General features: G+C 65.9%; 16 protein-coding genes and 1 pseudogene. 10 read left to right on the forward strand and 7 right to left on the reverse strand.

Annotated elements, in window-relative coordinates; all coding sequences use genetic code 11:
* The 3 genes from ACZ5KU_RS11820 to ACZ5KU_RS11830 are packed head-to-tail and all read right to left on the reverse strand — an operon-like array spanning position 1 to position 2,568.
* Positions 1-714, reverse strand: coding sequence for an ABC transporter ATP-binding protein (locus tag ACZ5KU_RS11820; RefSeq protein ID WP_054060290.1), 714 nt, complete (start codon positions 712-714; stop codon positions 1-3).
* 2 nt (positions 715-716) lie between these two features.
* Entirely contained in the window at positions 717-1,556 is an 840-nt protein-coding gene (locus ACZ5KU_RS11825) for an ABC transporter permease (protein WP_054060291.1), read from the reverse strand.
* 19 nt (positions 1,557-1,575) lie between these two features.
* Entirely contained in the window at positions 1,576-2,568 is a 993-nt protein-coding gene (locus tag ACZ5KU_RS11830) for an aliphatic sulfonate ABC transporter substrate-binding protein (protein ID WP_054060292.1), read from the reverse strand.
* A gap of 360 nt (positions 2,569-2,928) precedes the next feature.
* Here ACZ5KU_RS11830 and ACZ5KU_RS11835 point away from each other — a divergent pair.
* The 6 genes and pseudogenes from ACZ5KU_RS11835 to ACZ5KU_RS11860 all read left to right on the forward strand — a co-directional run bounded on the left by ACZ5KU_RS11835 (position 2,929) and on the right by ACZ5KU_RS11860 (position 10,118).
* Positions 2,929-4,055, forward strand: a pseudogene (locus ACZ5KU_RS11835) (MFS transporter).
* Positions 4,056-4,148: 93 nt separating this feature from the next.
* On the forward strand, positions 4,149-5,057 hold the full coding sequence (locus tag ACZ5KU_RS11840) for a LysR family transcriptional regulator (RefSeq protein WP_054062784.1): 909 nt from the start codon (positions 4,149-4,151) through the stop codon (positions 5,055-5,057).
* 138 nt (positions 5,058-5,195) lie between these two features.
* Positions 5,196-6,737: an MFS transporter gene (locus ACZ5KU_RS11845; protein ID WP_464737199.1), complete on the forward strand. Its 1,542-nt coding sequence runs from the start codon at positions 5,196-5,198 to the stop codon at positions 6,735-6,737.
* Positions 6,738-6,762: 25 nt separating this feature from the next.
* Entirely contained in the window at positions 6,763-7,824 is a 1,062-nt protein-coding gene (locus tag ACZ5KU_RS11850; RefSeq protein ID WP_273820398.1) for an HlyD family secretion protein, read from the forward strand.
* Positions 7,821-9,266, forward strand: a complete 1,446-nt coding sequence (locus tag ACZ5KU_RS11855; protein ID WP_416772928.1) for an efflux transporter outer membrane subunit — start codon at positions 7,821-7,823, stop codon at positions 9,264-9,266. The genes ACZ5KU_RS11850 and ACZ5KU_RS11855 overlap by 4 nt, the downstream gene beginning before the upstream one ends.
* Before the next feature lie 105 nt (positions 9,267-9,371).
* Positions 9,372-10,118, forward strand: a complete 747-nt coding sequence (locus ACZ5KU_RS11860; RefSeq protein ID WP_054062647.1) for an SDR family oxidoreductase — start codon at positions 9,372-9,374, stop codon at positions 10,116-10,118.
* A 126-nt stretch (positions 10,119-10,244) separates the two neighbouring features.
* On the opposite strand, the gene mapR is transcribed toward ACZ5KU_RS11860, so the two are convergent.
* The 3 genes from mapR to ACZ5KU_RS11875 form a co-directional block, all read right to left on the reverse strand.
* Positions 10,245-11,654, reverse strand: coding sequence for a GntR family transcriptional regulator MpaR (gene mapR / locus ACZ5KU_RS11865; RefSeq protein WP_464737200.1), 1,410 nt, complete (start codon positions 11,652-11,654; stop codon positions 10,245-10,247).
* Positions 11,655-11,831: 177 nt separating this feature from the next.
* Positions 11,832-13,247 carry a cytochrome c oxidase accessory protein CcoG gene (ccoG, locus tag ACZ5KU_RS11870; RefSeq protein ID WP_273820405.1) on the reverse strand — a complete coding sequence of 472 codons (1,416 nt, stop codon included), beginning with the start codon at positions 13,245-13,247 and terminating at the stop codon, positions 11,832-11,834.
* Positions 13,248-13,454: 207 nt separating this feature from the next.
* Positions 13,455-13,694 carry a DUF3203 family protein gene (locus ACZ5KU_RS11875; RefSeq protein WP_054056939.1) on the reverse strand — a complete coding sequence of 80 codons (240 nt, stop codon included), beginning with the start codon at positions 13,692-13,694 and terminating at the stop codon, positions 13,455-13,457.
* Between the two features lie 144 nt (positions 13,695-13,838).
* On the opposite strand from ACZ5KU_RS11875, the gene ACZ5KU_RS11880 reads away from it, so the two are divergent.
* Positions 13,839-14,339, forward strand: a complete 501-nt coding sequence (locus ACZ5KU_RS11880) for an MgtC/SapB family protein (protein ID WP_464737201.1) — start codon at positions 13,839-13,841, stop codon at positions 14,337-14,339.
* Between the two features lie 124 nt (positions 14,340-14,463).
* On the opposite strand, the gene ACZ5KU_RS11885 is transcribed toward ACZ5KU_RS11880, so the two are convergent.
* On the reverse strand, positions 14,464-14,631 hold the full coding sequence (locus ACZ5KU_RS11885; protein WP_193394198.1) for a hypothetical protein: 168 nt from the start codon (positions 14,629-14,631) through the stop codon (positions 14,464-14,466).
* 207 nt (positions 14,632-14,838) lie between these two features.
* Between ACZ5KU_RS11885 and ACZ5KU_RS11890 the strand changes: the two genes are divergently transcribed.
* From ACZ5KU_RS11890 to glgB, 3 genes are read left to right on the forward strand one after another with little or no spacing between them, the layout of a single operon-like run.
* Positions 14,839-16,836 carry an alpha-1,4-glucan--maltose-1-phosphate maltosyltransferase gene (locus ACZ5KU_RS11890; RefSeq protein ID WP_054056941.1) on the forward strand — a complete coding sequence of 666 codons (1,998 nt, stop codon included), beginning with the start codon at positions 14,839-14,841 and terminating at the stop codon, positions 16,834-16,836.
* A 29-nt stretch (positions 16,837-16,865) separates the two neighbouring features.
* A complete protein-coding gene (gene treS / locus ACZ5KU_RS11895) occupies positions 16,866-20,204 on the forward strand; it encodes a maltose alpha-D-glucosyltransferase (RefSeq protein ID WP_464737202.1) in 3,339 nt (1,112 codons plus the stop codon).
* Entirely contained in the window at positions 20,201-22,429 is a 2,229-nt protein-coding gene (gene glgB / locus ACZ5KU_RS11900) for a 1,4-alpha-glucan branching protein GlgB (RefSeq protein ID WP_054056942.1), read from the forward strand. Before treS ends, glgB begins: the two co-directional genes overlap by 4 nt.
* Positions 22,430-22,459: the final 30 nt, after the last annotated feature.

Here is a 22,459-nt window from a genome sequence, read left to right on the forward strand (position 1 = left end):
CTAGATCACATGAGCCCGGTGCAATTCGGTCAGTGACAGGGCCTTGAGGTCGGCCAACTGCGAATCGCGACGATCGCGAGGATGTGGCAGGTCGACCGCCAGGGCCTGGCGAATGCGGCTGGGGCGGTTATCCATCACCAGCACCCGGTCGCTCAGGTACAACGCTTCGTCGACATCGTGAGTCACCAGCAACAGCGCGATGCCATGCCGCCGAGCCAGTTGCAGGAGCAAATCCTGCAACTTCATGCGGGTAAAGGCGTCGACCGCGCTGAATGGCTCGTCGAGCAGCAGCACCCGTGGTTTCGAATACAATCCGCGTGCAATCGCCACCCGTTGCGCCATGCCGCCTGACAGTTGCTTGGGCAAGGCCTGGGCGAAACCACTCAGACCGACCTCCTCGATCAGTTGTGTCACCCAGGCGCGGTCGTAACCCTCGTCTTCACTGAAGCCGATGTTCTGCTCCACCGTCAGCCAGGGCATCAGGCGGGGTTCCTGGAAGACGAAAGCGATGGGCGAGGTCGTGTGTTTCAGTTCACCTTCGAAGTCCTTTTCCAACCCGGCGACGATCCTCAGCAGCGTGCTCTTGCCGCAGCCGCTGGGGCCCAGCAGGCTGACGGTTTCCCCTGCGTGCAGTTGCAGACTGACCTGCCTGAGCACGGTGGTCTGGGCAAACGCCTTGCGTTCGACGTAGAGGTCCAGCAGTGTTTCGCTCATGTTCAAGACTCCCGGTCCTGGCCATTGAAAGTGTCGCGCCAGGACAGCCAGCGTTTTTCCAGTCCGGCCAGCAGGCCGTCGCTGAGTTTGCCGAGCAGGGCCAGAACGATAATCGCCGCCAGCACGATATCCGGGCGCGAGGTTTCCCGGCCGTCGCTGAGCAGGTAACCCAGGCCCTTGGTTGCGGCGATCAACTCGGCGGCCACCAGGAACATCCACGCCAGACTCATGCCGCTGCGCAGGCCGGTGAACAGCCCCGGCAGGGCCGCCGGCAGCAGGATTCGGCGCACCAGCCGGTAACGGCTGAAGCCGAGCATCTGTCCGACCTCGACCAGTTTGCGGTCAATATTGCGGATCGCCGCGACACCGTTGAGGTACACCGGGAAAAATGCGCCGATGGCGATCAGGACGATCTTCGAGGTTTCATCGATGCCCAGCCATAATAGCAGCAGGGGCACCCAGGCCAGGCTCGGGATCGAGCGCAGTCCGGCGAACGTCGGTTCCAGGTAGGCTTCGGCTTCGCGGCTGAGTCCGACCCAGGCGGCGAAGAGCAGGGCCAGGCCGGTACCGATGGCGAAGCCGCTGAGCACCCGCAGCAGGCTGGCGCCAATGTGTTTCCACAGAGCTCCCTGACCGAGATCGCGCAGGGTCAGGACGATATCGCTCGGTGCCGGCATCTGATACGCGGGCACCCACCCGAGGCGCACCACTCCCTCCAGCAGGGCGATGATCAGCACCGGCAGCACCAGCCCCTTGAGTCGCCGAGGCCAGACCGACGTGGTGCCGGCGGCGGGGGCGGGTGTGTCCAGGGCGGCAGGCAGGGCTTTGCTTTTGGCGTTCATGGGGGCTCCCGGGACGCGCTTACTGGCGGGCGACCGCGACAGGGTTGAACCGGGTTTCGATCAACTGGTCGATGACCTGATCGACATTCACCCCACGACGAACCAGCTCCTCGGATACCAGGATCGGGGCGGCGGCTTTCGAGGCCACCAGGTCCTGAGGGCCGAGACGGGCGTTTTTCAGGTCGGTGCGCGACAGTTGCAGCTTGGCCACATCCAACGGCAGGCCGGATTCGCTGGCCAGCAGGCCGGCCAGTTCGTCAGGGTTGTGCAGGGCCCACTCGCGGGCTTTTTCATAGGCGCCGATTACGGTTTCGATGGTCTGTGGATGTTCCTTGGCAAACTTCTCAGTGACGCTGATCACCCCGTAGCTGTTGAAGTCGGGATTGCGGTAGAGCAGGCGCGAACCGGCCTGGAGTTCGCTGGCGGCCATGTGCGGATCGAGCCCGGCCCAGGCGTCGACGTCGCCTTTTTCCAGGGCGGTGCGGCCATCGGGATGCTGCAGGTGCACCAGTTCCACGTCGTTTTTGCCCAGGCCGGCCTGCTGCAGGGCGCGCAGGGTGAACAGGTAGGGGTCGGTGCCCTTGGTGGCGGCGATCTTCTTGCCCCTGAGGTCGGCGAGGCTCTGGTAAGGCGAGTCCTTGCGCACCAGCAGTGCGGTCCACTCGGCGCGACTGTAGACATAGATCGACTTGATCGGGCTGCCGTTGGCCCGGCTGAGTACGGCAGCCAGGCTGGCTGAGGAGCCGAAGTCGACGCCACCGCTGTTGAGGTATTCCAGGGAACGGTTGCTGCCCTGGCTCAGGACCCAGGTGACCTTGGTCTGCGGCAGGGCTTTCTCCAGCCAGCCGAAATGCCGCAATGCCAGGCTGACCGGCGAGTAATAGGCGTAGTCCAGTTTGACTTCGGCCGGGGTGGTTTCGGCGGCCTGCGCCAGCGGATGCAGGCCCAGTACCAGCGCCGTGGCGGCGGCCAGAAGGCGGGCGGCCTTGGTGATCGGGTTGAGGGATTTCATCGAATGCTCCAGGGAGAGGGACTGCAGGGCTTATTCTTAATTAAGCAGTCATGGTGATGATGAGCTGCTTAAAAGGAATAATGCAGTCTCTATGCCAGCTGTGTGCAGGGCTTGCCCTCAAAGAGCCTACGATGACGCTCTGTGTGGGAACGATCCAATGAAAAGGAGGGTGCCAGCGCGATAGCTATTGCCGGCAATCCGGCTCCTGCCGGGGGGGGGCGCTGGTGTTTGTTCGCATGCACTTTGTTGAACGGCTGTTGCTCCAGCAACATGACAAACATGTTTCAAAAAATGTTGCGGTCGATCGTTTCGACCCGGCATGCTGACGGGCTTGTTCCACCACGCGAAGATCCTGCCCTCATGTCAGCCGTGGCCGCTCACTCGACCGACTCCGCCTCCCGCCGTGCGGCGATTGTCCTGGCACTGTGTCTGCCCAGCGATGTCCTGCTGTACCTGCTGCTGCCGATGAACACCCAGGCCTTTGGCGTGACCCTGGCCCAGGCCGGGGTGCTGCTGGCGGCCAACCGGCTGGTGCGGATCTTCGGTTACGGCCATGTGCTGCGCTATTACGCCCGCCAGGGCGACCGCGCCACCCTGATGCTGGCCGCGGCCGTCAGTGCCGTGTGCGCCCTGGGCAATTCGCTGATTTCAGGGTTCTTCTGGCTGCTGCTGTTGCGCCTGGGCTGGGGCCTGTCGTTTGCCGCGTTGAACCTGTCGACGCAGGTGCTGGCGACCCTCGAGCCTGCCGGCGCGGCACGCCGGGCAGGGCGCTCGCGGGGGATCATCGCCATCGGTCCGATGATCGCCCTGGCCCTGGGGGCTGGTTGAGTCTGCAGATCGGCCCGCGGCTGATTTTCCTGCTGCTGTGCGCCACTTCATTGATCGGCCTGTGGGTGGCGCACGGCCTGCCGAGCCAGGGGCACGAGCTGGCGGCACCGGCCGGGCGACGCTTCAAGTGGCCGGACAGTGTCGCGCTCTGGTCCTTCGTCGAAGGGGTAGCGCTGGACGGGCTGTTCATCTTCGGCCTGTCGCTGCAGGCCAGTGCCGTGCTCGGTGGCAATGCGGTGGTGATCGCCGGCGGGCTGATGGCTTTGCGCTATGTCTCGGAAATGTTCCTCAGCCCCCTCGGCGGGCGGGTGGCCGACCGTTATGGCGTGGTACGCATGCTGTTGCTGTTCTCGATTCTCAGCGGTCTGGCCCTGGCAGCCTTCGGCAGCCACTGGCTGATTCTCGGCGCCGGTTCGGTGCTGGTCCTGCGGGCGCTGCAATTGCCGCTGGTGGTGACCCTGGTGGCCGAGCGCAATCCCGGCGCCGGGCGTGTCCAGGCCCTGGCCTCGAATGCGGTATGGCGCGACATCGGTGCCGGTGTCGGCCCGTTACTGGCGGGTGTGCTGCTGCCGGTCGCCTCGGCCAGTTGGGTCTATTCCCTGGCCGGCCTGGCCATTGCCCTCAGTGCACTGGCCTGCGCGCGTTACAAGGCTGATTGAGTCGTTCGAATGCTGCATCCGTTCCCCTGATGATTGCACCCTGCGCAAGAGTCCGGTGTGGCGATCGACGCGGCTGCCGGGTATGCTCAGCCCATGCAAATACCTGATCTGAATCTGCTGGTAGCCCTCGACATCCTGCTCGAAGAAGGCTCGGTCACCGCGGCCGCCCGGCGCATGAACCTCAGTGCCCCGGCCATGAGTCGCACGCTGACGCGCATCCGCGAAGCCCTCAATGACCCGATCCTGGTCCGCTCCGGGCGTGGTCTGGCGCCGACCCCGCGGGCGCTGGAGCTGCGCGAACAGGTGCGCGGCGTGGTGGAGCTGGCCCATGGGGTCTTCGCCCCCGGCCAGGAAACCGACCTGACGACCCTGGAGCGGACCTTCAGCGTGCGGGCCAACGACATGTTCTTCGGCGCTTTCGGCAACCAGTTGCTCGAACGCCTGGCCCGGGACATGCCCAACGCCACGCTGCGCATGGTGCCGGAAGGCGATACCGACGACGATGCGCTCAACGAGGGGCGCATCGACCTGGCGATCTGTGCCCCTCGCAAGTTCGGTGCCGATATCAAGGTGCAACGTCTGTTCAACACTTCGCTGATCGGTATCGCCCGGGCAGGTCATCCGCTGTTCGACGAGGAACTGGATGCCGAGCGCTTTGCCCGCTACGACCATATCAGCGTGTCGCGCCGTGGCCGGGCGCGTGGGCCGATCGATGCGCTGCTGGCCGAGCTGAATCTGCGGCGGCGGGTCTCCCTGGTGCTGCCGACCTTTCATGCGGCGATGTTCGCCGTGGCCGGCTCCGACCTGATCCTGCCGTCGATACCGCGGCCAATGGTGCGCAACCTGATAAGTCTGGGGCTGCCCCTGCGCACTTTCGAATTGCCGGTGCCGGTGGAAACCATCGTGGTGATCCAGGCCTGGCATCCCCGGCTGGACAATGACCACGCCCATCGCTGGTTGCGCCGCACGCTGAAGGACATGTGCGACGCTACGCCGGCGTAATCATTGCGTCTGGTGCAATCCAGTTGTAGATATTTGTCAATTTTTATAGCTTCAGGCCCTGCATAGACTCGGATTTCCCCGTGAAACCGGAGTTTTTGCGATGTCTCTTCCCTCCGAGCCTGCTCGGACGGCCGGCTCATGACCGCCCTGCAAACCAGCCTGCCGCTGGCGGCCGCAGCCAGGCCCGCAGCGGCCGCCACACCTTTGGGCCTGCGCATCGGCGTCGGCCTGGTCGGCGTGTTGCTGGCGGTGCTGGCCTCGGGCTTCAACGAAAACGTGACCAAGGTGGCGATGGCCGATATCCGCGGCGCCATGGGCCTGAGCTACGACCAGGGTACCTGGCTGATTGCGGCCTACGCAGCGATGTCGGTCAGCGCCATGGCCTTTGCCCCCTGGTGCGCCGTGACCTTTTCCCTGCGCCGCTTCACCCTCTGCGCCATCGGCAGCTTGCTGGTACTGGCCCTGCTGGCGCCGTTCGCACCCAATACCCAGGTGCTGATGCTTATCCGCGTGGTTCAGGGCTTTGCCGGCGGCGCCTTGCCGCCGATGCTGATGTCGGTGGCGCTGCGCTTCCTGCCGCCGGGCATCAAGCTCTATGGCCTGGGCGGCTATGCCCTGACCGCGACTTTCGGCCCCAGCTTCGGCACGCCCCTGGCCGCCTGGTGGGTGGAATACGCCGGCTGGCAATGGGCGTTCTGGCAGGTCATCCCGCTCGGGCTGGTGGCCATGGCCTGCGTGGCCTGGGGCATACCGCAGGACCCGCTGCGCCTGGAACGCTTGCGCCAGTTCGACTGGCGCGGGCTGCTGCTGGGTTTTCCCGGCCTGGTGATGCTGGTGCTCGGCCTGCAGCAGGGCGAGCGCCTGGGCTGGTTCGATGCGCAGCTTATCCGGGTGCTGGTCGGCGGTGGATTGCTGTTGCTGGTGCTGTTCTTTATCAACGAATGGTCGCACCCGCTGCCGTTCTTCAAGTTGCAGATGCTCGGCATCCGCAACCTGACCCACGCGCTGGTCACCCTCGGTGGCGTGCTGTTCGTGCTGCTGGCGGTGATCATGATCCCGTCCAGCTACCTGGCCCAGGTCCAGGGCTACCGGCCGTTGCAGACCGCGCCGGTGCTGCTCTGGGTCGCCGTACCGCAACTGCTGGCGCTGCCGCTGGTGGTCGCGCTGTGTAACAACCGGGTGGTGGATTGCCGCTGGGTGCTGGCCACCGGGCTGTTCCTGCTGGCATTGGTCTGCGTGATCGGCTCCCAGGTCACCGTGGCCTGGAACCGCGAGAACTTCTACCTGTTGCAGGCCATTCAGATCGTGGCCCAGCCGATGGCGGTGATCCCATTGCTGATGCTCTCGACCGGCAGCATCACCCCGGCGGATGGGCCGTTCGCCTCGGCCTGGTTCAACACCATCAAGGGCTTTGCCGCAGTGGCGGCGGGCAGCCTGCTGGAAACCCTGACGGTGCGCCGCGAGCACTTTCACTCCAGTCACCTGGTCGACCGCCTGGGCAGCCAGCCCTGGCTGGCGGACTCGGTGGAGCCTGGGCAACTGGCCCATCGGCTGCACGAGCAGGTGGTGACCCTGACCAGCGCCGACCTCTACCTGTGCGTGGCGGGCCTCGCCATCGCGCTGATCCTGTTGATCCCGATCCTGCCGACGCGCATCTACCCACCGCGCGCCGCGGCCTGATCTCCCCCTTTTTCGGACACTGACCATGAATACTTCAATTTCACGCAAACCCCTGCTGATCCTCGCCGTGCTCCTGGCCGGCGCCTTGCTTTACGGACTCTGGTACCTGCTGCTCGGCGGCGGCCCGGTGCAGAGCACCAACGATGCCTACGTCAACGCCGACTACACCCTGGTGGCACCGAAAGTCGCCGGCTTCATCGGCCAGGTGCTGGTGCGTGACAACCAGCGGGTAGAGGCGGGGCAGGTGCTGGTGCGCATCGATGACCAGGACTACCAGGCCGACCTGGCGGCGGCCCGCGCCGGTGTCGCCAGTGCCCGGGCACAGCTGGCCAATGCCGCGGCGAGCCTCCTGCGCCAGCAGGCGCTGATCGAGCAGGCGCGGGCGGTGGTCGACGCCGATCAGGCCGATGTGCAGTTCGCCGCCCATGAGTGGCAGCGTTACCAGCACCTGGCCGGGCAGGGCGCCGGCACCCTGCAGAATGCCCAGCAGGCCGAGACCCGCCAGCGCACCGCCGCGGCCCGGCTGGCCGAACACCGGGCGGCCCTGGAGGCGACCCGCAAGCAGACCGATGTCCTGCTGGCCCGGCGCGATACCGCCCAGGCGGCCGTGCAGCAGGCCGAGGCACGCCAGGCACGGGCCGAACTGGACCTGGCGCACACCGTGCTGGTGGCGCCGTTCGACGGCGTGGTCGGGCGGCGCAGTGTGCGCCAGGGCGCCTATGTCAAGCCGGGCGATGTGCTGCTGGCCGTGGTGCCGGTGAACGCAGCCTATGTCGTGGGCAACTTCCTCGAAAACCAGATGACCCATGTCAGCCCCGGCCAATCGGTGAGTATCACCGTCGACACCTTTGCCGATACGCCGCTGACGGGCCAGGTCGAGAGCATCGCCCCGGCCACCGGCGTGACCTTTGCCGCGATCGCTCCGGAGAATGCCAGCGGCAACTTCACCAAGGTGGTTCAGCGTATTCCGGTGAAGATCGTCCTCGACCGTGGGCAGCCGCTGCTTGAGCGCCTGCGGCCGGGCATGTCGGTGGAGGCGCGAATCGATACCGCTTCGACGGCCGTGCGTGAGGTCAGCTTGCGATGAACCGGTATTTCCCCTGGTTGTTGATCACCACGCTGCTGGTACAGGGTTGCACGCTGGGCCCCGACTTTGAGGCGCCGAAGCCTGAGTTGGGTGAGCGTTGGCACACCCGGCAGGGCGAGCCCGGGCACAGCCAGCCGGCTGAGGGGGCGACCGAAGCCGCCTGGTGGGAGGGTTTCGCTGATCCTCAACTGGCCGCGCTGATGCGCCAGGTCCAGGCGGGCAATCTCGATCTGCAACGGGCCGCCAGCCGACTGGCGCAGAGTCGTGCGGCACGGCGCAGTATCGCCGCCGATGAACTGCCGAAGGTCGACGGCGCCGCCGGCTACAGCCGCGCGCGCAACAGCAGTCGGGGCCTGAGCGACCCTTCCGGCGAGAACGGCCGGCACGACTACAACCTCTGGAGCACCGGCCTGGGCATCAGTTGGGAGGCCGATCTGTGGGGGCGGGTGAAACGTTCGGTGGAGGCGGCCGACGCCAATGTGCAGGTCGCCGAAGAGGACCGCCGCGCCGTGCTGGTGACGATCCTGGCCGAAACCGCCCGCGATTATATCCAGCTGCGGGCGCTGCAGAACGAGCAGGCGGTGACCCGGCAGAACCTGGAGATTGCCCGACGGACCCGGGCCCTGACGCACCTGCGTCGCGACGAGGGCGTGGCCACCGAACTGGAAGTGGCCCAGGCCACGGCGCAGGTCGCCACCATCGAGGCGCAACTGCCGGCCCTGCAACAGGGCGAAGCGCGGTTGATCAATGCCCTCAGCCGCCTGATGGGGCTCGAACCCCAGGCCCTGGCCGGGCAGTTGCAGGCGGCGACGGCGATTCCCGTGCCACCCGCCAGCGTGCCGATCGGCCTGCCCAGCGAACTGGCACGACGGCGCCCGGACATCCGTCGGGCCGAGGCCGACCTGCATGCGGCCACGGCGGCCATTGGCATGGCCCGGGCGGACTTTTACCCGCGTATCAGCCTCTCCGGCAACCTCGGCTTCCAGGCGCTGCAGTTGTCCGACCTGGGCAGTTGGGGTTCGCATACGCTGGCCGTGGGGCCCAGCCTGAGTGTGCCGCTGTTCGAGGGTGGGCGCCTGCAAGGGCAGTTACAGTTGCGCGAGAGTCGTCAGCAGGAAGCCGCCTTGCGCTACCGGCAGACCGTGCTGGATGCCTGGCACGAGGTGGACGACGCGCTCAGTGCCTACCAGGCCGGGCAGCGTCGGCGCGACAGTTTGCACCAGGCGGTGGAGCAGAGCCGCCTGGCCCTGGCCAGTGCCCGCCAGCAGTACGAGCAGGGCACCGTGGACTTTCTCAACGTGCTGACGGTGCAGGGCGCCTTGCTCGCCAACGAGGACGCGCTGGTGGACAGCACGGCGGCGGTGTCGCTGGCGCTGGTCGGACTGTACGGGGCCCTTGGCGGTGGCTGGGAGCAGGCGCTGCCCGATCGCGCGATTCCGTGACGCTCCCGATGACAGCCTTCCCGGCGGCCCGGGTGGCTACACAAACTTCCTGCTGCGCGGTTATTCTGAAGGTTCAGAGCGACCAGGCGACGGGGGAAGGGTGTCATGGAAAAAGTCATCGTCATCACCGGTGGTAGCCGTGGTATCGGCGCGGCGACGGCGTTGTTGGCGGCACGGCAGGGCTACCGCATCTGCATCAACTACCTGCGGGACGAAGATGCGGCCCACCGGGTGCAGGAACAGGTACGGGCGCTGGGCGCCCAGGCGATCACGGTGCGCGCGGATGTCAGCGACGAGGACGGGGTGATCCACCTGTTCCAGCGCGTCGACGCCGAACTCGGACCGGTCACCGCACTGGTGAACAATGCCGGGACGGTGGGGCAGAAGTCGCGGGTCGACGAGATGTCCGAGTTCCGCATCCTGCAGACCCTGAAGACCAACGTGCTGGGGCCGATGCTCTGCGCCAAGCACGCGGTGCTGCGCATGTCGACACGGCATGGCGGGCAGGGCGGCAGCATCGTCAACGTGTCGTCGGCGGCGGCGCGGCTCGGTTCGGCGAACGAGTATGTCGACTATGCGGCGTCCAAGGGCGCACTGGACACCTTTACCCTGGGGTTGTCGAAGGAGCTGGCAGGGGAGGGGATCCGGGTCAATGCCGTGCGTCCCGGGTACATCTTTACCGAGTTTCATGCGCTGAGCGGCGACCCGGACCGGGTCAGCAAGCTGGAGCCGGGAATTCCCATGGGACGCGGCGGGCGTGCCGAAGAGGTGGCCGAGGGCATCATCTGGCTGCTTTCGGACAAGGCGTCCTACACCACCGGGACCTTTCTCGACCTCGCCGGTGGGCGCTGATTTCATGACCGGGCGCAAGGCTTGACGGCCTATTCGCGGGCAAGCCCTGCTCCTACAGAGTGGGTCTGGTAATCCTGAGTACGACTCCGGCCTGTAGGAGCAGTGCTTGCCCGCGAATAGGTCCGCTCAGAACGAACGCACGATCCGCCCCAGGGTCTCCATGGCCTTCTCCGACGTTTCATCCCACGGGCTGCCGTAGTTCAGGCGGATGCAGTTGCGAAAGCGCCGCGCCGGGGAGAAGATCGGTCCCGGTGCGATGCTGATGCCCTGGGCCAGCGCCATCTGGAACAGCTTCAGCGAATCCATCTGTTCCGGCAGCTCCAGCCAGAGGAAGTAGCCACCAGCCGGCTGGCTGACCCGGGTCTGTGCCGGGAAATAGCGGGCGATCGCCGCGAGCATCGCACTCTGCTGTTCTTCCAGGGCATAGCGCAGGCGGCGCAGGTGGCGGTCGTAGCCGCCGTGCTGCAGGTAGTCGGCAATGGCCGCCTGGGCCGGCATCGAGGCGCACAGCGAGGTCATCAGCTTCAGCCGCTCGATCTTCTGCGCATACCGCCCCGCCGACACCCAGCCGATGCGGTAGCCGGGCGCCAGGCTCTTGGCGAACGAACCGCAGTGCATCACCAGCCCCTCGGTGTCGAAGGCCTTGGCTGGCTTGGGCGCCTGCTGCCCGTAGTACAACTCGGCGTAGACATCGTCCTCGATCAGCGGCACTTGGTGCTCGCGCAGCAACTCCACCAGTGCCTGTTTCTTCGCCTCGGGCATGGTCGCGCCCATCGGGTTCTGGAAACTGGTCATGCACCACACGGCCTTGATCGGATGCTTTTCGAGGTTCTGCGCCAGCACGCCGAGGTCGATACCGTCACGCGGGTGCACCGGGATCTCCACGGCCTTGAGCTTCAGGCGCTCCAACACCTGCAGACAGGCATAGAACGCCGGGGCCTCGATGGCCACCAGGTCGCCGGGTTCGGTCACCGCCTGCAGGCACAGGTTCAGCGCCTCCAGGGCGCCGTTGGTGATCAGCAGCTCCTCCATCGGCAGCATCAGCCCGCCGACCATGTAGCGCAGGGCGATCTGCCGGCGCAGTTGCGGGTTGCCCGGTGACAGGTCGGTGACCACCATGCGCGGGTCCATCTCGCGGTTGGCGCTGGCCAGGGAACGGGCCAGGCGTTGCAGCGGGAACAGCGTCGGGCTGGGGAAGGCCGAGCCGAAGGGCACGGTGGTCGGGTCCTTGATCGAGTCGAGCACCGAGAACACCAGTTCGCTGACGTCGACCTCGGTGGACTCGTGCACCTGGCTGCTGATCACCGGCTCCGAGAACGGGCTGGGCGCATGGGTGTTGACGAAGTAGCCCGAGCGCGGCCGGGCCCGGATCAGCCCACGGCGTTCCAGCAGGTAGTAGGCCTGGAACACCGTGGACGGGCTGACGCCGTAGGTCTGGCTGGCATAACGGACCGACGGCACCCGCTGGCCGGGGCCGAGGACGCCGGAGCGGATCAGTTCAGCGATGTCGTCGGCGAATTTTTCGTAGCGTTTCATGGTGGCTTGGCTCATTGGATACGGGCACGCAACGGCAGGTTTTCGGTTGTCTTGTTGGAGCTGGCTGTTGTAACTGTCGGGACACTAACCTGTGGGAGCCGGACCGCCGGCTCCCACAGTGTTGCGTCCCACACTCCCCGCGGGCCCTGGGGTTGGCGCCCCGGGGATTCTAGGTCATCAGCGGTTCATCGGGGCGACGAAGCGGCTGTTCGCCACGCTGTAGACGCCTGGCTCATCGATGTCGACCAGGCGGAAGGCGAGCTCCTGGGAGCTGCTCTTCGCCCGCTCGGTGGTCATCGCCACCGAGACCGGGAAGTCGGCGATCTCGCCGGCCGCCAGGCTCAGTTCGGTGCGACCCTGCAGCTGGAAGCCGTCGCCGTCGATCAGTTCCAGGCGGTACTGCTGGCGCTGCTGGGTCTTGTTGATGACCTTGAGGCTGTAGATGTTCTCGATCTGCCCCAGGCTGTTCTCGCGGAACAGGCCACGGTCCTTGCTGACATCCAGCGAGACCATCGGCCGCTGCACCAGCGCCACTGCCAGCGCGCCGATCATGATCAGCAGCACGGCGCTGTAGCCGACCAGGCGCGGCCGCAGCAGGTGGGTGCGGCCGCCCTGCAACCGGTGCTCGGAGGTGTAGCTGACCAGGCCGCGGGCGTAGCCCATCTTGTCCATGATCGAGTCGCAGGCGTCGATGCAGGCGGCGCAGCCGATGCATTCCATCTGCAGGCCGTCGCGGATGTCGATGCCGGTGGGGCAGACCTGCACGCACATGCGGCAGTCGATGCAGTCGCCGAGGCCGACGCTGGCCGGCGCCACTTCGCGCTTGCGCGGGCCCCGGTTCTCGCCGCGGGCGGCATCGTAGGAGATGGTCAGGGTGTCCTTGTCGAACATCACGCTCTGGAACCGCGCATAGGGGCACATGTGCATGCACACCGCCTCGCGCAGCCAGCCGGCGTTGATGTAGGTGGCGCCGGTGAAGAACAGCACCCAGAACAGGCTGACCCCGCCCAGTTGCAGGCTCAGCAGTTCCTGCACCAGCGGGCGGATCGGGGTGAAGTAGCCGACGAAGGTCAGCCCGGTGATCAGGCTGATCGCCAGCCACAGGGTGTGCTTGGCGGCGCGCCGGGCCAGCTTGTTCGGCCCCCAGGGCGCGGCCTGCAGCTTGATCCGCTGGTTGCGCTCGCCCTCGGTGACTTTCTCGCACCACATGAACAGCCAGGTCCAGGAACTCTGCGGGCAGGTGTAACCGCACCAGACACGTCCGGCGAACACGGTGATGGCGAACAGGCCGAAGGCACAGATGATCAGCAAGGCCGAGAGCAGGATGAAATCCTGCGGCCAGAAGGTCGCGCCGAAGATATGGAACTTGCTGTTGGCCAGGTCCCAGAGCACCGCCTGGCGGCCGCCCCAGTTCAACCAGACGGTGCCGAAGAACAGCAGGAACAGAAAGCCCGCGCCGCTGATGCGCAGGCTGCGGAACAGGCCGGTGAAACTGCGGGTGTGAATCAGGTTGTCGCTCGACTTGGCCTTCATCTTGTTGGGGCGCGAAGGCTCGAAGGTGTCAACTAACTGGACGGGGATTCTTTCGCTCATGATCTGTCGCTCGTCAGCCTCCATCAGGCCAGGACACTATGCCGAGCGAACTGTTTGCATAACAGACTCAGGTATCTGAATAAAAAGCGGATCAGATGGCGCCGGAAAAACCCCTGCGACAACTTGTCATCCCCGGTGCAGGCCACGCCGGCGTGCGCCTGCCGGCGCCTGGCACAGGTGCCGGGCGGGCAGGCTGACACGGGTCAATCAAATCACCGAATCACTCGACGTCGCCTTCACATGGTGACGGCCGTCGAAGGCGCCGGCGACGGTCAGGGCGTCGGCTTCGGCCTCGGTGATCCAGATCTGCCGGCCATCGAGTTCGGCGCGGGACATGCTCCTGGCGTCGTCGGTGGTGATTTTCACATCCCTGGCCAAGCCGCTGATCCGGGTGTCGTTTTCCTGCAGGGTGCAGGTCTGGCTGGCGCGATCGATTTGCACGGGCATGGTGTTCTCCTCATTTCTCCGGGCTGACAGGATTTAGGGTGCGGGCAGGGGGCTTCGTTCGCCGCAGCCGATTAGCGGTCAACGGTCGAACCGTTGCCCGCGATCCGCTGTCCACCGTCTGTCGAGCTCAGAGAGGTTGGGGACATGGACGCCGTGTGGCACACCGTATGGGTAACGCTGCAAGCCGAATTCGCCGATATCGGCGATATCCGCGAGGTCACGCGCATCACCCTGCGCCTGCTGATCGCCGCGCTGCTGGGCGGCCTGCTCGGTTTCGAGCGCGAACAGAAGGGCAAGGCCGCGGGTGTGCGCACGCACATGCTGGTGGCCCTCGGTGCGGCGCTGTTCGTCCTGGTGCCGCAGGTGTCCGGTGCCCAGGCCGATGCCATGAGCCGGGTGGTCCAGGGGGTGATCGCCGGCATCGGTTTCCTCTGCGCCGGTACGATCCTCAAGGGGCATGCCGACGAGGCGGGGCAACACGTCAAGGGCCTGACCACCGCCGCCGGGCTGTGGATGACCGCCGCCATCGGCGTGGCGGTGGGCCTGGGGCGCGAGGCCACGGCGGTGCTCAGCACGCTGCTGGCGCTGGGGGTGTTCAGCCTGATGCCGGGAATCGTCCGGCTGCTGGAAAAGGATCGTCGCTGATCCCCATTCTGCCGGGCGTCTGGTTCTCTTGCTGATCCCATTCACCCAGGCATTGTGGCGCCGACACTACCGCTTTCGCGGGCAAGCCCGGCTCCTACGGGAGCGTGTCCGTGTTCAGGCTTGACTATGCTTGTTCCGCGATCACCGGCGGCATGGTCGTCGGTGGATCAATCTTGGGCGGCGGTGTGCTCTCCGGGGGTTCCTGCTCGGGAACCGGTTGCGGTTCGGTGGGGGGCAGGGTCGGCTGGTCGATATTGGGATCGGGGGTTTCCGCCGGAATCGGAATGTTCATGGGCACTCCTGGGTGCATGGCCATCAGGTGCTGCGGTTGACCCCGTTGCAACGCAATCGACTGCATTTTCTGGACGAGCGGCCCGTTCGCCAAATCCGTCTGAACTTTTGCGCCACCGACCGGCTCCGAACTTGAGCGGCCTTTACAGGACGAAGCCGGATGATCACGCAAGGTAGAGCGTCCACAGGACGTAGGGAGCGATGCTCGATGACAACTGATAAACCGCTGGATGAGCAGGTCGCCGAAGTCCTGCCGTTGTCCCAGGCGCTATTGCTGCCGCGCATCGCCATCGAGAATGTGATGCCGGCCATCGACGGCGGCCAGTTCGCGGTCAAGGCCGTGGTCGGGCAGGAGGTGACCGTGACGGCCCGGGTGTTCGTCGACGGCCATGACAAGCTGGCGGTGCTGCTGGCCTGGAAGCCGCTCGAGGCCGAGGATTGGCAGCGCGCGGCGATGACCGACCAGGGCAACAACCATTGGCGGGGCCGGCTGCGCGTCGGCGGCCAGGGCCGTTACGTGTACCGGATCGAGGCCTGGATCGATCAGTTCGGCAGTTACTGCTATGAACTGGAAAAGAAATTCGTCGCCGCGGTGCCCATCGACCTGGAATTGCAGGAGGGCCGCGAGCACGTGCGCCAGGCCAGCGAGCGCAGCCAGGGCGAGCTGGCCGAACGCCTGGCGGCGCTGTACGACGAGCTGTCGCAGCGTTCGAACGAGGGGCAGGTGGAATGTTTCCTCAAGCCGGCCACCGCCGTGCTGATGCGCCAGGCCGACCACCAGGCCTATCTCAGCCTCAGCCAGGACTTCGCCCTGGATGTGGAGCGCCAACGGGCGCAATTCGCCAGTTGGTACGAGCTGTTTCCGCGTTCGGTCACCGACGATGCCGCGCGCCATGGCACCTTCAATGATGTGCATGCCCGCCTGCCGGCGATCCGCGACATGGGCTTCGATGTGCTGTACTTCCCGCCGATCCATCCGATCGGCCGTCGCCATCGCAAGGGACCGAACAACTCGCTCACCGCCGGCCCCGACGACCCGGGCAGCCCCTACGCTATCGGCAGCGAAGAGGGCGGGCACGAGGCGATCCATCCGCAACTGGGCACTCGCGAGGACTTTCGCCGGCTGGTGGCCGCCGCCGCCGAGCACGGCCTGGAGATTGCCCTGGACTTCGCCATCCAGTGTTCCCAGGACCACCCCTGGCTGCAGCAGCACCCCGGCTGGTTCAACTGGCGCCCGGACGGCACGATCAAGTACGCCGAGAACCCGCCGAAGAAATACCAGGACATCGTCAACGTCGACTTCTATGCCGCCGACGCCGTGCCCAGTCTGTGGATCGAGCTGCGTGACATCGTGGTCGGCTGGGTCGAGGAGGGCGTGAAGATCTTTCGCGTCGACAACCCGCACACCAAGCCGCTGCCGTTCTGGCAATGGCTGATCGCCGACGTTCGTGGCCGTTACCCCGAGGTGATCTTTCTCGCCGAGGCGTTCACCGCACCGGCGATGATGGCGCGCCTGGGCAAGATCGGTTATTCCCAGAGCTACACCTATTTCACCTGGCGCAATACCAAGGCCGAGCTGGCCAGCTATTTCACCGAGCTGAATCAGTCGCCATGGCGCGAGTGCTACCGGCCGAACTTCTTCGTCAATACGCCGGACATCAACCCCACCTTCCTGCATGAGTCGGGGCGGGCCGGGTTCCTCATCCGGGCCGCGCTGGCGACCATGGGCTCGGGCCTGTGGGGCATGTACTCGGGGTTCGAGATCTGCGAGTCGGCGCCGTTGCCGGGCAAGGAGGAATACCTCGACTCGGAGAAGTACCAGATCCGTCCGCGGGACTACAGCGCGCCGGGCAACATCATCGCCGAGATCGCCCAGCTCAACCGCATCCGCCGCCAGCATCCGGCGTTGCAGACGCACCTGGGGTTACAGGTCTACAACGCCTGGAACGACAACATCCTGTATTTCGGCAAGCGCACCGCGGACCGTAGCAGCTTCATCCTGGTGGCGGTCAGCCTCGACCCGCACAACGCCCAGGAGGCGCATTTCGAGCTGCCGCTGTGGGAGTTCGGCCTGCCCGACGACGCCCAGACCCGCGGCGAAGACCTGATGAATGGCCATACCTGGACCTGGTACGGCAAGACCCAGTGGATGCGTATCGAGCCCTGGCACCAGCCGTTCGGGATCTGGCGCATCCAGCCGCTCTGATGAGCAGGCGCTAACCAAAGGAGTTCGCCATGGCGAAGAAATCCCGCCCTGCAACCTTCATCAACGACCCGCTCTGGTACAAGGACGCGGTCATCTATCAGGTCCATGTAAAGTCCTTTTTCGATTCCAACAACGACGGGATCGGCGACTTTCCCGGGCTGATCGCCAAGCTCGACTACATCGCCGATCTGGGCGTCAATACCATCTGGCTGCTGCCGTTCTACCCCTCGCCACGTCGCGACGATGGCTATGACATCGCCGAGTACCGCGGGGTGCACCCGGACTACGGCACCCTGGCCGACGCCCGGCGCTTCATCGCCGAGGCGCACAAGCGCGGCCTGCGGGTGATCTGCGAACTGGTGATCAACCACACCTCCGACCAGCACCCGTGGTTCCAGCGGGCGCGCCGGGCCAGGCGCGGTTCCAGTGCGCGGGATTTCTACGTCTGGTCCGACACCGATGACAAGTACGACGGCACCCGGATCATCTTTCTCGACACCGAGAAGTCCAACTGGACCTGGGACCCGGTGGCCGGCCAGTACTTCTGGCACCGTTTCTATTCCCACCAGCCGGACCTGAACTTCGACAACCCGCAGGTGATGAAGGCGGTGCTGTCGGTGATGCGCTACTGGCTCGACATGGGCGTCGACGGCCTGCGCCTGGACGCCATCCCGTACCTGATCGAACGCGATGGCACCAACAACGAGAACCTGCCCGAGACCCACGATGTGCTCAAGCGCATCCGTGCCGAGATCGACGCCCATTACCCCGACCGCATGCTCCTGGCCGAGGCCAACCAGTGGCCGGAAGACACCCAGTTGTATTTCGGCGAGCAGAAGGGCGACCACGGCGACGAATGCCACATGGCCTTCCACTTTCCGCTGATGCCGCGCATGTACATGGCGCTGGCCCAGGAGGACCGTTTCCCGATCACCGACATCCTGCGCCAGACCCCGGAGATTCCCGCCAACTGCCAGTGGGCGATCTTCCTGCGCAACCACGATGAGCTGACCCTGGAGATGGTCACCGACCGCGAGCGCGACTACCTGTGGAACTACTACGCCGCCGATCGCCGGGCGCGGATCAACCTTGGCATCCGCCGGCGCCTGGCGCCCCTGCTGGAGCGCGACCGCCGACGCATCGAACTGCTCAACAGCCTGCTGCTGTCGATGCCGGGCACGCCGACCCTGTACTACGGCGACGAGATCGGCATGGGCGACAACATCTACCTGGGCGACCGCGATGGCGTGCGCACGCCGATGCAGTGGTCGATCGACCGCAACGGCGGCTTCTCCCGCGCCGACCCGGCGAGCCTGGTCTTGCCGCCGATCATGGACCCGCTCTACGGCTATGCGTCGGTGAACGTCGAGGCCCAGGCCGGCGATCCGCATTCGCTGCTGAACTGGACCCGGCGCCTGCTGGCGGTGCGCAAGCAGCAGAAGGCTTTCGGCCGTGGCAGCCTGAAGATGCTCTCGCCGGCCAACCGCCGGATTCTCGCCTACACCCGCGAATACACCGATGCCGAGGGCAAGAGCGAAATCATCCTCTGCGTCGCCAACGTCTCGCGCACGGCTCAGGCGGCGGAGCTGGAGCTGTCGCAGTTCGCCGGCCGGGTGCCGGTGGAGATGCTCGGTGGCAATGCCTTTCCGCCGATCGGTCAACTGAACTTCCTGCTGACCCTGGCGCCCTACGGCTTCTACTGGTTTCTGCTCGCTTCGCAGACCCAGATGCCCGCCTGGCACGTGGAGCCGCCGCAGTGCATGCCGGACTTCACCACCCTGGTGTTGAAAAAGCGCCTTGAAGAACTGCTCGAAGCGCCGGCCCGCACCAGCCTGGAGCAGACCTCGCTGCCCGAATGGCTGCCGATGCGCCGCTGGTTCGCCGACAAGCATGCGCCGATCGAGCAGGTGCATATCGCCTATGGCCTGCGTTTCGGCGAGCCGCAGCAGCCGGTGCTGCTCAGTGAAGTGCACGTCACCGTCGGCGGCCAGGTCAGTCGCTACCAGGTGCCGTTCGGCCTGCTCGCCGAGGAGCAGATCAACGCCGCGTTGCCGCAGCAACTGGCCCTGGCCCGGGTGCGCCGTGGACGGCAGGTGGGGCTGATCACCGATGCCTTCAGCCTCGACAGCTTCGTGCGGGCGGTGATCCAGGGACTGCAGGAGGGCCGTGTACTGAGCGGCGAGGCCGGCGAGCTGCACTTCCAGGCCACCGCCGAATTGCTGACGCAGCCGCTGCCGGCGGATGCCGAAGTGCGTTACCTGTCGGCCGAGCAGTCCAACAGCTCGGTGGTGGTGGGTGAGCGGGTGATGCTCAAGCTGATCCGCAAGGTCAGTGCCGGTATCCACCCGGAACTGGAAATGAGCGCCTACCTGGGCGCCGGCGGCTACCGCCATATTTCGCCATTGCTGGGCTCGGTGGTGCGTCGCGACCCGGCGGGTGAGGAGAGCTTGCTGATGATTGCCCAGGGCCTGCTGAACAACCAGGGCGATGCCTGGATCTGGACCCAGAACAACCTGGAGCGGGCGATTCGTGACGAGCTCGCCGATGGCACGGCGGAGCACGAGGTGTCCATCGATGCCCACGACGAACTGGTGAATTTCGCCGGCCTGCTCGGCCAGCGTCTGGGCGAAATGCACCAGGTATTGGCCGCACCGACCGACAACCCGGCCTTCAGCGCCGAGGTCAGCACCGGCAAGGACGGCCAGGCCTGGGGCAAGCACATCGGCAGCCAGGTCACCCGTGCCCTGCAACTGCTCGAACAGCACCAGGCGCAGTTGCCGGCCGCGGACCAGGCCCTGGTCGCCCGGCTGGTCGCCGGGAAAAAGGCCATCCTCGCCCATGTCCAGGCCCTGGCCGTCCAGGCGGTGGGCGGCTTGCGCATCCGCGTGCATGGCGACCTGCACCTGGGACAGGTGCTGGTGGTGCAGGGCGATGCCTACCTGATCGACTTCGAGGGCGAACCGGCGCGTTCGTTGCAGGAACGGCGGGGCAAGCACAGTCCGTACAAGGACGTCAGCGGCGTGCTGCGCTCGTTCGACTATGCCGCGGCGATGGCCCTCGACAGCTCCCACAGCGTCGACTCTTCCGAGGTGGCGCAAGCTGCGTTGACGCGGGTGACCGAGCGCTACCTGAAGGAATCGCGGCAGGCCTTTATCCGGGCATATGAGCAGGCAACGACTAGTCTTGCTCATGCGTGGCAGGATCCGGCGGGCGCGCAAGCGGCCCTGGCCCTGTTCAGTCTGGAGAAGGCTGCCTATGAAATTGCCTATGAGGCACAGAATCGTCCGACCTGGCTGCGGGTACCGTTGCACGGTCTGGACAGACTGTTGAGTGAGGTGAAAACCTTGTCCGGTGGAGAGTCGTTATGAGTTCAAGCAAGGAACAAGGTAAAGCCAGGGTCGGCCTGTTGCCGGCGGCCCGTGATATCGAGGCGCTGGTGCGGGCCGAACACCAGGACCCGTTCGCCGTTCTCGGGCCCCATGACGACGGGGCGGGCGGGCAGATCATCCGTGCGTTCCTGCCCGGTGCGCTGAGTGTCGAGGTGCTGGCCCGGGAGGACGGCCAGGTGCTCGGCGCCCTCGGTGAAACCGAAGTGCCGGGGCTGTATGCCGGCCGGTTCGAGCCGCCCCGGCCCTATCTGTTGCGTATCCAGTGGGCCGGCGGCGAACAGGTGGGCGAAGACCCCTACAGCTTCGGCCCGTTGCTGGGCGAAATGGACCTGTACCTGTTCGCCGAGGGCAACCACCGTGACTTGAGCACGTGCCTGGGGGCGCAACTGACCCAGGTCGACGGCATCGATGGTGTGCGCTTTGCCGTGTGGGCGCCGAATGCCCGACGGGTGTCGGTGGTCGGTGACTTCAACAGTTGGGATGGCCGCCGCCACCCGATGCGCCTGCGTCACCCCAGCGGGGTCTGGGAGATCTTCATCCCGCGGCTGCAGCCCGGCGAGTCGTACAAGTACGAGATCCTCGGGCCGCATTCGATCCTGCCGCTCAAGTCCGATCCCGTGGCCCTGGCCACCCAGCTGCCGCCGGACACCGCCTCGCGGGTGGCGGCGCCGTTGCGGATCGACTGGCAGGACCATGAGTGGATGCAGTCCCGGGGCGAGCGGCAACGCACCAGCGCCGCGCTGTCGATCTACGAACTGCATGCCGGCTCCTGGCAGTGCGAGACCGACGAGGTTGGCGAGGTTTCCCGCCGCTACGGTTGGGCCGAGCTGGCCGAGCGGCTGATTCCCTATGTGCAGCAGTTGGGCTTCACCCATATCGAGCTGATGCCGATCATGGAGCATCCCTTCGGCGGCTCCTGGGGTTACCAGCCGCTGTCGCAGTTCGCCCCGAGTGCCCGCTACGGCACGCCGGAGGAGTTCGGCGCGTTCGTCAACGCCTGCCACCAGGCCGGTATCGGCGTGATTCTCGACTGGGTGCCGGCGCATTTCCCCACGGATGCCCATGGCCTGGCGCAGTTCGATGGCACCGCCCTGTATGAGTACGGCAACCCGCTGGAGGGTTTCCACCAGGACTGGGACACGCTGATCTACAACCTCGGGCGCACCGAAGTGCATGGCTTCATGCTGGCTTCGGCGCTGCACTGGCTCAAGCACTTCCACGTCGACGGGCTGCGGGTCGATGCGGTGGCGTCGATGCTCTACCGCGACTATTCGCGCAAGGCCGGTGAGTGGGTGCCCAACCGCCACGGCGGTCGGGAAAACCTCGAGGCCATCGATTTCCTGCGCCATCTCAACGACGTGGTGGCCCTCGAGGCGCCGGGGGCGCTGGTGATCGCCGAGGAGTCGACGGCCTGGCCGGGGGTCAGCCAAGGCACCCAGCAGGGCGGCCTGGGCTTTGCCTACAAGTGGAACATGGGCTGGATGCACGACTCGCTGCATTACATCCAGCAGGACCCGGTGTACCGCGCCCATCACCACAATGAACTGAGTTTCGGCCTGGTCTATGCCTGGTCCGAGCGCTTCATCCTGCCGATCTCCCATGACGAGGTGGTGCATGGCAAGCATTCGCTGATCGACAAGATGCCCGGTGATCGGTGGCAGAAGTTCGCCAACCTGCGGGCCTACCTGAGTTTCATGTGGGCGCACCCGGGCAAGAAACTGCTGTTCATGGGCTGCGAGTTCGGCCAGTGGCGTGAGTGGAACCATGACCGGCAACTGGACTGGTACCTGCTGCAGTACTCCGAGCACCTGGGAGTGCAGAAGCTGGTGAGCGATCTGAACCAGCTGTATCGCCAGGAGCCGGCGCTGCACGAGCAGGACGACTTGCCCCAGGGCTTCCAGTGGCTGATTGGCGATGACGCGAGCAACAGCGTCTATGCCTGGTTGCGCTGGAGTCGCGAAGGTCGGCCGCTGCTGGTGATCGCCAACTTCACGCCGGTACCGCGGGAGGGCTACCGCATCGGCGTGCCGTTCGCCGGGCAGTGGCAGGAGGTGATCAACAGTGATGCGGCGATCTATGCCGGATCCAACTATGGCAATGGCGGCGGGGCATTCACCGAGGACATCGCCAGCCATGGGCAGGGCTCCTCGCTGGTGCTGAACCTGCCGCCGCTGGCGGTACTGATGCTGCAGCCGGTGTCCTGATGTCGACATGACGCCGGGAGCCGGACTTGT

Source organism: Pseudomonas sp. Tof1, assembly GCF_055390395.1.

Excerpts from the sequence above, each read along its gene's own strand:
- ACZ5KU_RS11845 (WP_464737199.1), top strand. The coding sequence starts at position 5,196 with ATGACCGCCCTGCAAACCAGCCTGCCGCTGGCGGCCGCAGCCAGGCCC.
- ACZ5KU_RS11885 (WP_193394198.1), bottom strand. The coding sequence starts at position 14,631 with ATGAACATTCCGATTCCGGCGGAAACCCCCGATCCCAATATCGACCAG.
- glgB (WP_054056942.1), top strand. The coding sequence starts at position 20,201 with ATGAGTTCAAGCAAGGAACAAGGTAAAGCCAGGGTCGGCCTGTTGCCG.
- mapR (WP_464737200.1), bottom strand. The coding sequence starts at position 11,654 with ATGAAACGCTACGAAAAATTCGCCGACGACATCGCTGAACTGATCCGC.
- ACZ5KU_RS11825 (WP_054060291.1), bottom strand. The coding sequence starts at position 1,556 with ATGAACGCCAAAAGCAAAGCCCTGCCTGCCGCCCTGGACACACCCGCC.
- ACZ5KU_RS11830 (WP_054060292.1), bottom strand. The coding sequence starts at position 2,568 with ATGAAATCCCTCAACCCGATCACCAAGGCCGCCCGCCTTCTGGCCGCC.
- ACZ5KU_RS11855 (WP_416772928.1), top strand. The coding sequence starts at position 7,821 with ATGAACCGGTATTTCCCCTGGTTGTTGATCACCACGCTGCTGGTACAG.
- ACZ5KU_RS11860 (WP_054062647.1), top strand. The coding sequence starts at position 9,372 with ATGGAAAAAGTCATCGTCATCACCGGTGGTAGCCGTGGTATCGGCGCG.
- ACZ5KU_RS11890 (WP_054056941.1), top strand. The coding sequence starts at position 14,839 with ATGACAACTGATAAACCGCTGGATGAGCAGGTCGCCGAAGTCCTGCCG.
- ACZ5KU_RS11820 (WP_054060290.1), bottom strand. The coding sequence starts at position 714 with ATGAGCGAAACACTGCTGGACCTCTACGTCGAACGCAAGGCGTTTGCC.
- ccoG (WP_273820405.1), bottom strand. The coding sequence starts at position 13,247 with ATGAGCGAAAGAATCCCCGTCCAGTTAGTTGACACCTTCGAGCCTTCG.
- treS (WP_464737202.1), top strand. The coding sequence starts at position 16,866 with ATGGCGAAGAAATCCCGCCCTGCAACCTTCATCAACGACCCGCTCTGG.
- ACZ5KU_RS11880 (WP_464737201.1), top strand. The coding sequence starts at position 13,839 with ATGGACGCCGTGTGGCACACCGTATGGGTAACGCTGCAAGCCGAATTC.
- ACZ5KU_RS11875 (WP_054056939.1), bottom strand. The coding sequence starts at position 13,694 with ATGCCCGTGCAAATCGATCGCGCCAGCCAGACCTGCACCCTGCAGGAA.
- ACZ5KU_RS11850 (WP_273820398.1), top strand. The coding sequence starts at position 6,763 with ATGAATACTTCAATTTCACGCAAACCCCTGCTGATCCTCGCCGTGCTC.
- ACZ5KU_RS11840 (WP_054062784.1), top strand. The coding sequence starts at position 4,149 with ATGCAAATACCTGATCTGAATCTGCTGGTAGCCCTCGACATCCTGCTC.